The 13,533-nt window shown below is 75.5% G+C and carries 12 protein-coding genes and 1 tRNA gene; 11 read left to right on the top strand and 2 right to left on the bottom strand.

From position 1 onward, the window contains the following. Positions 1-33 precede the first annotated feature (33 nt). From PATMI_RS0122960 to PATMI_RS0122930, 7 genes are all read left to right on the top strand, one after another. The gene (locus PATMI_RS0122960; RefSeq protein WP_026912599.1) at positions 34-1,770 is read left to right on the top strand and encodes a prenyltransferase/squalene oxidase repeat-containing protein; all 1,737 of its coding nucleotides are present in this window, start codon (positions 34-36) and stop codon (positions 1,768-1,770) included. Next, positions 1,767-2,666: a DUF4430 domain-containing protein gene (locus PATMI_RS36980; protein ID WP_026912598.1), complete on the top strand. Its 900-nt coding sequence runs from the start codon at positions 1,767-1,769 to the stop codon at positions 2,664-2,666. The genes PATMI_RS0122960 and PATMI_RS36980 overlap by 4 nt, the downstream gene beginning before the upstream one ends. A 122-nt stretch (positions 2,667-2,788) precedes the next feature. Beyond that, complete coding sequence (locus PATMI_RS0122950; protein WP_026912597.1) at positions 2,789-3,640, top strand: CbiQ family ECF transporter T component; 852 nt, start codon at positions 2,789-2,791, stop codon at positions 3,638-3,640. Further along, positions 3,637-5,328: an ABC transporter ATP-binding protein gene (locus PATMI_RS32665; RefSeq protein ID WP_245604259.1), complete on the top strand. Its 1,692-nt coding sequence runs from the start codon at positions 3,637-3,639 to the stop codon at positions 5,326-5,328. Before PATMI_RS0122950 ends, PATMI_RS32665 begins: the two co-directional genes overlap by 4 nt. After that, positions 5,325-5,960: a DUF6580 family putative transport protein gene (locus tag PATMI_RS32660; RefSeq protein ID WP_051472185.1), complete on the top strand. Its 636-nt coding sequence runs from the start codon at positions 5,325-5,327 to the stop codon at positions 5,958-5,960. Before PATMI_RS32665 ends, PATMI_RS32660 begins: the two co-directional genes overlap by 4 nt. Beyond that, positions 5,957-6,583 carry a MotA/TolQ/ExbB proton channel family protein gene (locus PATMI_RS32655; RefSeq protein ID WP_036726303.1) on the top strand — a complete coding sequence of 209 codons (627 nt, stop codon included), beginning with the start codon at positions 5,957-5,959 and terminating at the stop codon, positions 6,581-6,583. The genes PATMI_RS32660 and PATMI_RS32655 overlap by 4 nt, the downstream gene beginning before the upstream one ends. Continuing rightward, complete coding sequence (locus PATMI_RS0122930; RefSeq protein ID WP_026912596.1) at positions 6,580-6,897, top strand: DUF2149 domain-containing protein; 318 nt, start codon at positions 6,580-6,582, stop codon at positions 6,895-6,897. The genes PATMI_RS32655 and PATMI_RS0122930 overlap by 4 nt, the downstream gene beginning before the upstream one ends. Positions 6,898-7,018: 121 nt before the next feature. On the opposite strand, the gene PATMI_RS0122925 is transcribed toward PATMI_RS0122930, so the two are convergent. After that, a tRNA-Ala gene (locus tag PATMI_RS0122925) sits at positions 7,019-7,091 on the bottom strand. A 221-nt stretch (positions 7,092-7,312) separates the two neighbouring features. On the opposite strand from PATMI_RS0122925, the gene PATMI_RS0122920 reads away from it, so the two are divergent. Then, entirely contained in the window at positions 7,313-8,059 is a 747-nt protein-coding gene (locus PATMI_RS0122920; RefSeq protein ID WP_051472437.1) for an AIM24 family protein, read from the top strand. 3 nt (positions 8,060-8,062) lie between these two features. Here the strand turns inward: PATMI_RS0122920 and PATMI_RS0122915 are convergent, their stop codons facing one another. Continuing rightward, positions 8,063-9,289: a coiled-coil domain-containing protein gene (locus PATMI_RS0122915; RefSeq protein ID WP_157260927.1), complete on the bottom strand. Its 1,227-nt coding sequence runs from the start codon at positions 9,287-9,289 to the stop codon at positions 8,063-8,065. A 202-nt stretch (positions 9,290-9,491) separates the two neighbouring features. Between PATMI_RS0122915 and PATMI_RS0122910 the strand changes: the two genes are divergently transcribed. The 3 genes from PATMI_RS0122910 to PATMI_RS37710 form a co-directional block, all read left to right on the top strand. Continuing rightward, positions 9,492-9,842 (top strand): hypothetical protein, encoded by a 351-nt coding sequence (locus PATMI_RS0122910; protein WP_026912593.1) that lies wholly within the window; start codon positions 9,492-9,494, stop codon positions 9,840-9,842. Between the two features lie 188 nt (positions 9,843-10,030). Continuing rightward, on the top strand, positions 10,031-12,793 hold the full coding sequence (leuS, locus tag PATMI_RS0122905) for a leucine--tRNA ligase (RefSeq protein ID WP_026912592.1): 2,763 nt from the start codon (positions 10,031-10,033) through the stop codon (positions 12,791-12,793). A gap of 497 nt (positions 12,794-13,290) precedes the next feature. Then, positions 13,291-13,533: hypothetical protein (locus tag PATMI_RS37710; RefSeq protein ID WP_211241777.1), on the top strand; the 243-nt coding region annotated here is incomplete at its 3' end.

The following is a 13,533-nucleotide window of genomic DNA, read 5'->3' as shown; positions in this document are numbered from 1 at the left end:
CCGCGCCCTCGTCGCCGCCTGGCAGCGGCGGCCATGGCGCTCGCCATCGCCTCCGCGTCGGCGTCGTTCGTCGGCGGGACCGATGCGGTCGACGCCGCCGGAAAGCACCCCGCGCCGAGCGCGCGGGAGGGCGCCCGGCTGGACCGCATCGTGCGGTTCCTCCAGGACACCCAGAACGACGACGGCGGCTACGGCGGTACCCCAGGTGCCGCGTCCGACCCGCTGATCAGCGCGTGGGTCGGGATCGGGCTGGCGGCGGCCGGCATCAACCCGCAGGACCAGAAGGCGCCGGGGTCCAGGACGCGCAGCGTCGCGACGTACCTCGAGTCCGCGGGGCCGATCACCTCCGGCGGCCGCCCGCCGGTGACGACGGAGTTCGAGCGCATCGGCATGTTCATCAACGCCGCCGGCATGGACCCGCGGAGCTTCGGCGGTCGCGACTACGTCCGGTCGCTGATGGATCGGCAGTCGCAGAGCGCGTGGCAGCCGCCTTCCGATTCCGCTCCCGAGCAGTCGTCGGGGGCGGCACCGGACCTGTCCGCGGCGGCACCCCCGGTCGGGCCCGGGGCACTCCCGACCGACGGCAGTTCCTCGTCGACCGCCCGGGTGCCCGCGAAGCCGGTCCCACCGGGCTGGTTCCCGCACGTCCGGGACGGGCAGAACCCTGGCGTCAACGACACGATCTTCGCGATCTTCTTCCTCGCCGGCGCAGGCGGCACCGACACGAAGGCCCCGATCGCCCGGGCCGCCAGCGCCGTCGAGGCGATGCAGCGCCCCGACGGCACCTGGCCCGCGGTCCGACCCGGCGATGGCACGAACGTCGACATGACCGGCGCCGCGATCCAGGCGCTCTGCGTCGCCCGTCGGTGCGGCACCGCCGCGGTCCGTCGCGCGCTCGCGTGGCTGAAGGACCACCAGCAGCCCGACGGCGGGTGGCAGGCCGGAGATCTTGCCGACGAGCGGCCCGGCGAGTCCAACGCCGGTACGACGCCGTGGGTCGTCCAGGCCCTGTGGGCGACCGGCACCGACCCGGCGACGTGGCGGAAAGGCGGCAGGGACCCGCTCGAGTTCCTGGGCACGCTCCAGCGTCGCGAGGGCAGCATCCGCTGGCGCGAGAGCCGCGACCTCAACCCGACCTGGATGACCGCCTACGCGGCGCCGGCGTTCGCGGGCCAGGCATGGCCCGTCCCGGCGCCGCCGCGCGAGGCCGTGGTCCGTCGCGAGGCGCGCCGGGCCGCAGCGAAGCAGGCGCGATCCGAGAAGGTCGCCGCACGGCGCGAGCTGCGCGAGGAGGCCGAGCGGGGCGACGCGGGCTCCTCGTCCGACGACGGAGGCGTCGTGTCGGGCGGTGGCGGCGGTCGAGGCGCGCCGCTCTTCAGTCGGCCGCAGCCGCAGAGCCGCGGGGCGACGCCCGGCGGGGCCCGCGACACCGAGCGCGACCAGGCCGCACGGCGAGGCACCCAGGGCCGGAAGGGCGCGACCGGTACGGCCGCCGCCAGCGGTCCCGGCGACGACGGCGGCGTCCAGAACGGGGAGCGCGCGAAGGCGGAGGACCCAGCCGGCACTGCGGTCTCGGGCGCGATCGTCCAGGAGCCGCGGGGCACGCAGGGCACCGAGCGCGAGCGCGCGATCGCCCCGGGTCTACGGTCGGCACGGGCGGGCGACTCGAGCACGCCGTGGGCGTCGATCGGTCTCGGCGGACTGGCGGTCCTGGTGTTCGCGGCCGGCGCCGGCCTCGAGCGACGGGTCCCGCGGGAGGTGGCGTCGTGAGGCGTCCGCTCTTCGTCGTCCTGCTCGCGCTCCTCCTGACCGGCTGCGGTCTGGGCGCGGGGGAGACCCCGACGGACGTGACGCTGCGGGTGACCGACGGCTTCGGTCGCAGGACCATCCTCCAGAGCGCCACCCCGAAGATCGAGGGCGAGGACACCATCATGCGGCTCCTCCGCCGCAACGCCCGGGTCGACACGGCGTACGGCGGCGCGTTCGTCACCGCGGTCAGCGGCCGCGAGGGCGGCGAGCGCGCGGACGGTCGGACCCGGGACTGGATCTACTTCGTCAACGGCGTCCAGGCGGAGAAGGGAGCCACGAGCATCCGCGTGCACGACGGCGACCACATCTGGTGGGACCGCCAGGAGACGGGGCTCGCGGCGGTCGGCGCGGTCGTCGGATCGTTCCCCGCCCCGCTCCGGGGTGACGGCGCGCGCCCCGACCTCGCGTGCGCCGACCCCGCCGGCGAGGCCTGTCGGACGACCGTCGACCGGCTCCGCGCGGCAGGCGTCGCGACGCAGCCGCGCGCTCTCGACGACCGGTCCCCGTCCGCGACGGTCCGTGTGCTGGTCGGCGCCTGGCCGGCACTGCGCCGTGAGGACGGTGCTCGGGCGTTCGCCCGCGGGCCCCGCGCCTCCGGAGTCCTCGCGGTCCCGGTGCGGGGCGGCCTCGCCGCCTACGACGCGGCCGGGCGTTCCGGTCCGCTGCTGCGACGCTGGGGGCTCGTCGCCGCGATGCGCCCCCGCGGCTCCGGGGTGACCTGGCTCGTGACCGGTGCGACCGAGGCCGACGCGACCGCGGCCGCCGCCGCGCTGCGCGAGCCGACGCTCCGCGGGCGCTTCGCGGTCCTCGTCCGCGGCGACCGCACGTCGCCGCTCCCGACCGGGCCGGAACGATGATCGGCACGAGCGCGACCGAAGCACCCGCCGCGGCATCTCGGCCGAGCGACGCTCCGCCGACGGTCGGGGCGCGGGCGTCCGGGACGACGCGCCGGGGCTCGGCCCTGAGCGCTGCCCGCCCGGTGGTTTCCGCCGCCTGGTGCGCAGCCGTCGCGGTCGTCGCGCTCGCGATCTCGCACCCAGTGGCGCTCGCCGCGACGCTGGCCGCCGTCGTGGGCGTCGCCGCCCGGGTCGGCGCCGCCGCGCGGCTGCGCCGGATCGCACGCTTCGCGGTCCCGATGCTCGTCGTCCTGGTCGTGCTCCAGGTGCTCGTGGACCGCCACGGCCTGACCGTCCTCGCGCGGCTCGGGACGCTCCCCGTCCTCGGGGCCGTCGACATCACCCTCGAGGCGCTCGTCGCCGCCGGTGCCCTCGCGCTGCGGCTCGCGATCGTGTTCGTGGCGACCGCGATCGCGGCGGCGACCGTCGACCTCGACGCGCTGCTGCTCGCAGCCCACCGCCGGTGGCCCGCGGGCGCGCTCACCGCCTCCCTCGCGCTACGGATCGCCCCGGTCCTCGTCCGTGACGGCGCACGGATGGCGGACGCCCGGCGCTCCCGGCCCGCCGGGACGCCCGGCGCCACCGACGACCGCGGCGCCCGTCTGCTCGTCGTGCGTGCCGTCACCGGCTCCGTCCTCGAGCGCGCCTCCGACCTGTCCGCGACCCTCGAGCTCCGCGGCCACGGACTGCCCCCGGCGGCGCGGGGTCGGGCACCGCGTGCTCGTCGTCCGTGGTCGCGCCACGACCTCGCGCTGGCCGGCTCGGCCGTCCTGCTGGTCGCGGTCACCGCGGCAGGGATCGCGACCGGCGCGCTGCGCCTCGGCACGGACCCCGAGCTCTCCGGTCGCCCGGCGTCGTCGGCGGCCCTCTTCGCGGTCGCGCTGGTGCTGCCGCTCGTCGCCCCGCTCGCGGACCGACGGGGAACGGGGCCGTGAACGCCCTCGCCCGGGTGACGGCCGGTACCCCCGTGCTCGAGCTCGAGCACGTGACCGCGACGCACGCCGGCGCTGCCGTCCCGTCGCTGGAGGACGTCTCGTTCACCGTCCGACCCGGGGAGTTCGTCGTCGTCGCCGGTGCGTCGGGGTCCGGGAAGTCGACGCTGCTGCACGCCTGCTGCGGTCTGCTTCCGCACCACGTCGGCGGCGTGCTGCAGGGTCACGTGCGCGTGGCCGGCGTCGACACCCGCGACGCCGGGCCATCCGCGCTGGCGGCCGTCGTCGGAACGGTGCTGCAGGACCCGGAGACCCAGGTCGTCATGAACACCGTACGGGCCGAGCTGGCGCTGCCGCTGCGCCTCCGCGGCGAGGACGAGGCCACGGTCGCCCAGGCGGTCGAGGAGGTCGCGCTCGCGCTCTCCATCGAACCGCTGCTCGAGCGCCGCACGAACGAGCTCTCCGGCGGCGAGCTGCAGCGCGTCGCACTCGGCGCCGCGCTCGTCGCCGGTGCGCGCGGCGGCCCGTCCGACGGCCTCCGGCTGTTCCTCCTCGACGAGCCGACCGCCCAGCTGGACCCGGTCGCCGGCGACGAGCTCGTCTGGCTCCTCCGTCGGCTGAACGAGGAGCACGGCACCGCGGTCCTCCTCGCCGAGCACCGGCTCGACCGCTGCCTGCACCACGCCGATCGCGTGATCGCGCTGCGCGCCGGACGCGTCGCCTGCGACGCGACGCCGGGGGCGTTCCTGGACTGGGCCGCGGACCACGACCCCGGACTGCTGTCCCCGGCCGCGCGACTGTTCCACGCCGCGGGTCGCCGCCCACTCCCGGTCGGCGTCCGAGACGCCCGGCTGGCGATCGCGCACGACGTCGGGTCGGCCGACCGCGTCGAGGACACGACGACACGAGGCCGGGCCGCGACGACCAAGGGCCGTCGCGCACGCGCGGTGGACCCGGCGATCCGCCTCCGCGCCGCGTGGCGGGAGATCTCCGACGGTCCGGTCGTCCTCGCGGGTGTCGACCTGGACGTGGGGCCGGGCGAACGCGTCGCGCTGATGGGCCGCAACGGCGCGGGAAAGTCCTCGCTGCTGCGGCTGATGGCCGACCTCGACCGCCCGACGCGCGGCCGCGTGCAGTGCGCCGGGACCGCCGCGCTCCTGCCGCAGCACCCCGGCGACGTGCTCCTGCACGACCGCGTCGGCGACGAGACGACGAGTGCCGCCCTGCAGCTCGTCGGCCTGGACCACCTCGCGGACCGTCATCCGCGCGACCTCTCCGGCGGGCAGCGCCAGAGGCTCGCCCTCGCGGTCGTCCTCGGTGGCGCGACGCCCCCCGCGCTCCTCGGCCTCGACGAGCCGACCCGCGGCATGGACGCCGCCGCCCGGTCCGCGCTCCTCATCGAGATCGACCGGTTGTCGGCCGCCGGAACGGCGATCGTCGTCGCCACCCACGACGTCGAGTTCGCCGCCGAGGCCGCCGACCGCGTCGTCCTGCTCGGTGGTGGGCGCGTGCTCGCCGACGGTCCGCCGGGGGCGCTCCTCGGTCGCGGGTGGTATTTCGCAACGCAGACCGCTCGGATCCTGGGCCGGGCCGACGCCCTGACCCCGGACGCGGGAGCTGCGGTCCTGCAGGCCCGGACACGCTCGACGACCGGCCGAGCGTCGCGCGCCGCGGAGCGCAGCGCCCCGTGAGCCCGACGCTCCCCGCGACCGCGCTGGTGGTCCTCGCGCTCGTCCTGATGGCCTGGTGGTACGAGCGCACGCGTCCGCCCTCCCGCGTCCTCGCCCTCGTCGCGACGCTGGCCGCGCTCGCTGCCGTAGGCCGGCTCGCGCTGGCGCCGGTGCCGAACGTGCAGCCCACGACCGACGTCGTCGTCCTCGCCGGTCTCGCACTCGGTGCCGCTCCCGGGTTCGCCGTCGGGGCGGTCGCCGCGGTCGTCTCGAACGTCGCCTTCGGCCAAGGGCCATGGACCGCCTGGCAGATGCTCGCCTGGGGGTGCTGCGGACTGCTCGGCGCCGGACTGGGGCTGCTGGTCCGCGACCACGTCGGCCGCTTGACCCTCGCCGTCGTCTGCGGTCTCGCGGGCCTCGTCTTCGGAACCATCATGAACGTCTCGGTCTGGCTCGGCGCGACCGGCGCAGGGACCGGCGAGCTCGTCGCCGTCGCGGCCTCGTCGGCCCCGTTCGACGGCGCGCACGCCGCCGGCAACGTCGCGTTCGCGCTCGCGTTCGGGCCGGCCATGCTCGTCGCGATCCGCCGGTCCCGTGCCCGCCGCGAAGGGCGTTTCGAACCCGCCGTCATCCCACCTCGGAGCCCCGTATGACCCCCGCCGCGCCGCTTGCCGACGTCGTCACCGACGCGCTCACCGACGTCGCTTCCGCGCTGCAGACGCCGGTCCACGTGCTCGCCCTCGCACTCGGGCTCCTGCTCATCCTCGAGCTGGGCCGCGCCGCCGCCGAGGCCGCCCGGCGCCTGCGGCCTGCCCGTCCGCGGCTGCTCGCCGTCGCCGCTGGCGCCCTCGCCGACCCGGGCCGGGCCCCGGAGATCGCGCGCGCCGCCCCGGGTGCCCTGACCGAGCGGGCGATCCGCGACATGGCCGAGGCCCGGGCCACCGGTCGTCCCGAGGCCGTCGAGGACGCCCTCGCCGACTACGAGCTGGGCGTCCAGCGACGCCTCGACCGGACCAGGATGCTCGTCCGCGCCGGTCCCGCCGTCGGCCTGATGGGCACGCTGATCCCGCTCGGTCCCGGCATCGCGGCCCTCGGCCGCGGCGACGTCGCCGCGCTCGCCGGCGACCTCCGCACCGCGTTCGCCGCCACGGTCATCGGCATCCTCGTCGGCACCGCGGCGTTCGCGCTCACGCTGGTGCGCACCCGGATCGCCACCGAGGACCTCGCCGCGCTCGAGCGTGCCGCCCGAACCAGCGGCGAGGCGACAGGCCGATGAGCCGCATCGGCCTCGGACGCCACGGCGGCGTCGACAGCGACACGGGCGACCCGCTGGACGGGCTCGTCAACCTGTTCGACCTCGGCCTCGTCCTGGCGGTCGCCTTCCTCGTCGCGGGTCTCAGTCTCGCGATGGACGACGACGGGAGGATCGTGCCGCGGACCCGGACCTCGGAACGCTCGCCGACCCCGACCGAACGCACGCTGAGCACCCCGTCCTCGCCCTCGCGGGTCACCGGTCGCGGTGAGCCGGTCGGCCAGGTCTACCGGCTGCCGGACGGCCGGCTCGTCCTCGTCGACCCGAAGCGGCCTTGAACGACGCACTACGCCCTCGTACTACGCCCTGCGTTGGCGATACCTCCGACGGGCCGCCTGATTTGCCTCTAGAACGAGGAAACCCCCGTCGGTGACGGGGGTTCCGGTGGTGTCGCTGAGGTGGAGCTAGACGGGCTCGAACCGTCGACCTCCTGCATGCCATGCAGGCGCTCTTCCAGCTGAGCTATAGCCCCAGCGCGACGAGCAAGGTACCACGGGCGGTGTTCCGGGCGTCGTGCGGCCGGGCGTCGGGCGGGTGGCGGGCGGTCGGGAAGAGGACCCCCGACCTTCGGCGGTGTACCGGTCTCCCGCGGTGGCCGAAAGTCGGTTGAACGACCTGCTCGTGGCCGATGGCGGCGAGCCCGACCGGTCGTAGGTTCGGGTCATGGTGTTGGAACGCGCGCTCTTCGGACCGATGACGACGGCGGCAGCCGACGCGGGCGGGCAGTCGTCCGGGACCGGTGCGGACTTCCTCACCCGGTCCCTGGTCCGCACCTCGTCCGCCCCCGGCATGACCGTCGAGAACCAGCACTGCGTCCGGGCGACGGTCGACGGGGCGCTGATGGCGCGTCAGGGTGCGATGGTCGCCTACCGCGGAGACCTGACGATCGCGACCAAGGGGCAGGGCGTGAAGAAGCTGCTCAAGCGGGCGGTGACCGGCGAGGGGCTGCCGCTGATGGAGGTCGCCGGTCGGGGTGAGATCTGGTTCGCGGAGCTCGCGAAGCACGTCGCCGTCCTGCCCGTCTCGGCCGACGCCGGGCTCGCGGTGGCGGGGCGGTGCGTGCTCGCGTTCGACGCCGGCGTGACCTACGAGATCACCCGGGTCAAGGGCGCCGGAATGGCCGGGGGTGGGCTGTTCGCCAGCACGTTCGGCGGCGACGGCTCGGTGGCGATCACCGCTGACGGGCAGCCGATGGTGATCCCCGTGACCCCGGACGCACCCTTGTCCGTCGACACCCACGCGATCGTCGGCTGGTCGGCCGGGCTCACGACCTCAATCACGAGGTCCGAGAGCGCGAAGTCGTTCCTCAAGGGCGGCTCCGGCGAGATGTTCCAGCTGCGCCTCGCGGGCGACGGCGTCGCGATCGTCCAGCCGAGCGAGGGACCGATCCTCCCGAAGAAGGACGGCGCGGGAGACGTCATCGAGGAGCTGCTCGGCTGACGCTCAGTCCTGCCGCAGGAACTCCGGCGGTTCCAGCGGCCGGTTCGGACCGTTGTCCTCGCGCGGGCGGCGGGCGCCCGACTCGCGGTCGCGGACGGGGCCGCGTCCGCCGTCGCCTCGCCTCAATGCGCCGCTCGTCTCGCCCCGCCTCGCGCCCGACGCGCCACCCGCGTCGCTGCGCCCGCCGGACCCCGAGATCCCGGTGTCCGCTCGCCGTGTCGGCGCGCGCGGGCCGCCGTCGCCGCGGGTGAACGGGAGCCCCTCGCCGTCGGTGTCCCCGCGCCGGTCGTCCGACGCGCCGTCGCGGTCGTCCCGCCCGGCCTCCGACCCGATCCGCCGGACCGGCACGCCCCCGCCCGGCGGGAGCCGGAACTCGCTCTTGTCGTAGCCCTGCGGGGCCCTCGCCGGCGTGCGGCCGGACCGGTCCCCGGCGTTCGGGGTGACGCGGTCCAGGGCACCGATCAGAGCGGCGTGACTGGCGCGGACGTCGTCGAGAAGGATCTTCGCGTTGACGTCCAGGGAGCGGCCGAGCTCGCGGAGGTCCTGGGCCAGGGTCTCGCCCTCCTGGAGGACGTGACGGGCGACCTCGCGGGCCTTGCGCAGGGACGCGGAAGAGCGCTGGTGGACCTCCTCCTCCGTCGCGGCGGCCAGGCGGACCGCCTCCTCGCGGGTGGCGCGGGCGGCGGCCTCGACGGCGCGGGCGTTGTCCTCGGCGCTGTCGCGCAGGCGGTGCGCGGCGTCGTCGGCCTCCTGGAGCCGGCGGGAGGCCTCGGCCTTCGCCTGCTCGAGGACCGCCTTCGCGTGCTCGGTGGCCAGGCGGGTGACCTCGGTGGACGCCTGGTCCGCGCGGGAACGCTCCTCGCTGACCGCGAGCCGGGCGTCGGTCTCCAGCCGGTCGGCCTCGCGCTCGGCCTCGCGGAGCCGCTCCTCGCCCTCCTGCACGGCCTTCGCATGGAGCTCCTCGGCGCGGTCGGCGGCCTCCTGCAGCGCGAGCGCGCGCTCCTCGGCGATCCGGGCGCGCTCGTCGGCCAGCAGGCGCTCGGCCGACGCGGTGGCGTCGTCGAGGAGGTCGCGGGCCTCCGCCTCGGCGGCCTCGACGCGCATGCGGGCGGCGCGCTCGGCCTCGGCGATCCGTGCGTCGGCGCGCTCCTCCGCCTGCTGGACACGGGCGGCGGCGGCACGGACGGCGTCGTTGCGGAGGGTCTCGGCGGTCTCCTCCGCAGCGCGCACGATCCGCGCGACCTGGTCCCCTGCGGGTGCATCTCGGCGGGGCAGCCAGGCCAGGTCGTCATCGGGCCGCGGCTCGCGCGGTCGGGGGGCTCCCGCCATCGCCGCCTACCCTCCCAGACCGACCGGCGTCCGGTCGCACGGGGTGGTCCGGGGACGGCTACGCCGTACGGGCACGCCCCGAGGGCCCCGCTAGGCTCGGGCGGTGCGCCGGCTCCCGATCGTCGTGATGGCCCTGGCCGTGCTGCTCGCCGCGGCGGCGCCGGCGTCGGCCGACGCCGTCTCCTGCGCCCCGCCGGTCGACGCCGCCGGGAACGGGAACGGCGTCCTCGAGGTCCGGGCCTCCGGCGTCACGTGCGTGACGGCGCGCCGCGTCGCCGTGCGAGCGGTCCGGCGCAGCGACGGGCGGATCCGGCGGAGCTTCACCTCCGGCGGCCGGCGGTGGCGGTGCCGCGTGACCGGGACGCGGGCCGGCGACGCGCCGAGCTACATCCGGTGGACGGGTGTGCGCTGCGCCTCCGGGTCCCGCGTGGTGCGCCTGCAGGTCGCGTCGTAGGGACAGGGCGCGGGGCCCGAACCGCATCGGGCTGCTCGGCCACGCGGCCACGAGTGGCGTCGGAAGACTCGGCCTCTCGGGCACGAACCGGGGGGAAGCGAGGCCCCGACCGCGCGGGCACGAACCGCGAGGGCGCCCCGACCGTGCGGGGCCCGTCCCGCGCGCCCCCGTACCATGGTGGGTCGCGCATGGAGCACCGTTACGACCCTCAGGAGATCGAGCCCCGCTGGCAGGCGGTGTGGGCGGAGGAGAAGACCTGGGAGGTCGACGACGCGGTGCTGGACGATCCAGCCGTCGACCCGGTGTACGTGCTGGAGATGCTGCCGTACCCGTCGGGCGAGCCGCACGTCGGGCACCTGAAGAACTACTCGATCGGTGACGCGGTCGCGCACTTCAAGCGCCGCCAGGGCAAGACCGTCCTGCACCCACTGGGCTACGACGCGTTCGGCCTGCCGGCGGAGAACAACGCGATCAAGACCGGCCAGCACCCGCGGGACGCGACGGAGGCGTCGATCGCGTCGTTCCAGCGCCAGTTCCGCGACTGGGGCGTGTCGATCGACTGGTCGCGCGAGCTCGCCACCCACCGCCCCGAGTACTACCGCTGGACGCAGTGGCTGTTCCTGAAGCTGCTCGCCGGCGGGCTGGTCGAGCGCCGCAGCGCCGCGGTCAACTGGGACCCGGTCGAGGAGTCGGTGCTCGCCAACGAGCAGGTCATCGACGGTCGCGGCGAGCGGTCCGGCGCGCTGGTCGAGATCCGCCAGCTCGAGCAGTGGTTCCTGAAGATCACCGACTACGCCCAGCGGCTGATCGATGACCTCGACACGATCCAGTGGCCCGAGCACGTCAAGACGATGCAGCGCAACTGGATCGGCCGCTCGGCCGGCGCGCGCGTGTCGTTCCGCTGCGAGGAGACGGGCGACGACTACGAGGTCTTCACGACGCGCCCGGACACGCTGTTCGGTGCGACGTTCTTCGTGCTCGCCCCCGAGCACCCGGACGTCGAGGCGCTGGTCGCCGGCACGCCGCAGGAGGCCGACGTCCGGGCCTACGTCCAGAAGGCGCTGACCGCCGAGCGCACCGAGCGCGGCGCGGCCGACAAGGAGAAGACCGGCGTTCCGCTGGGCCGGCACGTCATCAATCCGGTCAACGGCGACCGGCTGCCGATGTACGTCGCCGACTACGTCCTCATGGACTACGGCACCGGCGCGATCATGGCCGTCCCCGGCCACGACCAGCGCGACTTCGACTTCGCGCAGGCGTACGAGCTGCCGGTCAAGCGCGTCATTCAGGGTGCCAACGAGGGCGCGCCCGACTCGCATCTCGGCGACGACGCCGCGTGGGAGCTGTCGCCCGAGGCGCTGCCCTACATCGGCGACGGCCCGGTCGTCGACTCGCACCCCGACTTCGACGGGCGCCACAACCGCGAGGCGCTCGCGGCGATGAACGACTGGCTGAAGAGCGAGGGTAAGGGCGAGGAGGCCATCAACTTCCGCCTGCGCGACTGGCTCGTCTCGCGCCAGCGCTACTGGGGCTGCCCGATCCCCGTGATCCACTGCCCCGAGCACGGCATGGTGCCGGTGCCCGAGGACCAGCTGCCGGTCGTCCTGCCCGACGTCGAGGACTACAAGCCGAAGGGCAGGTCGCCCCTGGCTGCGGCCGAGGACTGGGTCAACACGACCTGCCCGACCTGCGGCGGCCCGGCCAAGCGCGAGACCGACACGCTCGACACCTTCGTCGACTCGTCCTGGTACTTCCTGCGCTACACCGACGCGCTGAACACGGACGCCCCGTTCGACCCGAAGGTCACGAACCGGTGGATGCCGGTCGACCAGTACATCGGCGGCGTCGAGCACGCCATCCTGCACCTGCTCTACGCGCGCTTCTTCTGCAAGGCGCTCACGGACCTCGGCGTCCTGGACGTGAACGAGCCGTTCCAGAACCTGTTCACGCAGGGGATGATCACCAAGGACGGGGCGAAGATGTCCAAGTCCAAGGGGAACGTCGTCGCGCCGCGGGCGATCATCGACCGCTACGGCGTCGACACCGCGCGCACGTACGTCTGCTTCATGGGCCCGCCGGACCAGGACGCCGACTGGTCCGACGAGGGCGTCGAGGGCGTCTCGCGGTTCCTCGGTCGCCTGTGGCGGCTGTCGGCCGAGGCCGCCGAGCGCGTCGGCGGGTCGTCGGGCGTGCGTGGCGCGGCACGGCCGGGCGACGAGGCCGCCGGCGACCGCGATCCCGGCGTCGCGGCGACCGAGCCGAACACCGTGGTGGCGGGGATCCTGGCCCCGGAGTCCCCCGAGGGCGACGACCTCGAGCTCGTCCGCAAGGCGCACTGGGCGATCGACAAGGTCACGCAGGACCTCGACGGCCGTTTCGCGTTCAACACGGCGATCTCCGCGGTGATGGAGCTCGTCAACGCGGTGTCGTCGCGGCGGAACGCCGTCGCGGAGGGCGCTTCGACGGCGGCCGCCGCGCGGGCGGCGTCGCGCGAGGGCGCGAACGCGAACGACGCGGGGGATGCCGCGGACGGCGCGGGCGACGGGTACGCCGCGGTCTCCCCGACGGCCGCGGACACCGACGCCGCGCTGATCGCCGACGCCGAGGCCTGGGCCGCGATCCGCTTCGCGCTGACCACCGCCAACACGCTCCTGCAGCCGTTCGCGCCGCACCTGACCGCCGAGGCCTACGAGCGCCTGACGGGCACCCGGGTCTGGGAGCAGCCGTGGCCCGAGGCCGAGCAGCGCTACCTGGAGCGCGACGAGTTCGAGCTCGTCGTCCAGGTCCAGGGCAAGGTCCGCGACCGCGTGATGGCCCCGACCGGCGCGTCGAAGGACGAGCTCGAGTCCTTGGCGCTCGGCCGCGAGAAGCTGCAGCCGTTCCTCGAGGGCAAGACGGTCGTGAAGGTGATCGTCGTCCCGGGGAAGCTCGTCAACGTGGTGGTGCGGTAGGCGTCCGGCCGGCCGCGTCGGCGGCGGCACCCGCCGCCCCGGCGGCGGCAACGGCCCCGGGTGCGTGACCTGACCCGGCGGCACCGGCGGCGGCGTCCGGCCCTGAGTGCGTGAGCTGATCCGGCGGCGTCTGCCGCCCGCCGGCGTTGGCGACGGCGTCGTCGGCGGCGCTCGGGGCGACGCAGTCACGGCAGCGGGGCCCGCCGGCAGGACGGGGCGCCGCTGATGGCGCAGGGCCGGCCGATGGTGCGTTCGCGTCGCTCTGCGACGAGAACGCAGAAGTGGCCCGTTCCGCGGGGTGGCATCGTCGGGGGAGGCGCGTCCGTTGATGCGTTGGCGTCGCTCTGCGACGAGAACGCAGAAGTCGTCGCCTGCGTCCGATCTCCGTCGCCCCCGGTCCTGAGCGCCGCAGGGTCACGGTCGCCCGCGCGAAGTCGGAACGATCCCGCGACGCTCTCGGGGTCCTGTGCAACGCGCCTCGCCGTAGCGTCGTCGGGGTGCTGGATCGTCCTTGGGTGCGCCTCGTCCTCGGGGCCGTCGTCGCCGCGCTGCTCGGGGCGATGGCCGCGCGCGTGGCGGTCTCCGCGTCGGCCGGCGACGGGGCGGGTGGGGCGACCGGGGCGGGGGCGTCGAAGGGCGGGTCCTTCGGTGCCGGGTCGCGTGGGAGCTCGTCGTCCGGTGGCGGCGGTGCCGGGTCGGGGAACGCGGACGGCAGCGGCGGGTCGGGCGCGGCCGACGGC

The organism is Patulibacter minatonensis DSM 18081, from assembly GCF_000519325.1.
GTDB classification, from domain to species: domain Bacteria; phylum Actinomycetota; class Thermoleophilia; order Solirubrobacterales; family Solirubrobacteraceae; genus Patulibacter; species Patulibacter minatonensis.
The sequence above is the reverse complement of the archived record's forward strand: the minus strand, read 5'-3'. Positions and strand labels throughout refer to the sequence as shown.

What these genes read in the sequence shown, in the direction of transcription:
- PATMI_RS0122960 (WP_026912599.1), top strand. Translation starts at nt 34, where the DNA reads ATGGCGCTCGCCATCGCCTCCGCGTCGGCGTCGTTCGTCGGCGGGACC.
- PATMI_RS32655 (WP_036726303.1), top strand. Translation starts at nt 5,957, where the DNA reads ATGACCCCCGCCGCGCCGCTTGCCGACGTCGTCACCGACGCGCTCACC.
- PATMI_RS0122930 (WP_026912596.1), top strand. Translation starts at nt 6,580, where the DNA reads ATGAGCCGCATCGGCCTCGGACGCCACGGCGGCGTCGACAGCGACACG.
- PATMI_RS0122920 (WP_051472437.1), top strand. Translation starts at nt 7,313, where the DNA reads ATGACGACGGCGGCAGCCGACGCGGGCGGGCAGTCGTCCGGGACCGGT.
- leuS (WP_026912592.1), top strand. Translation starts at nt 10,031, where the DNA reads ATGGAGCACCGTTACGACCCTCAGGAGATCGAGCCCCGCTGGCAGGCG.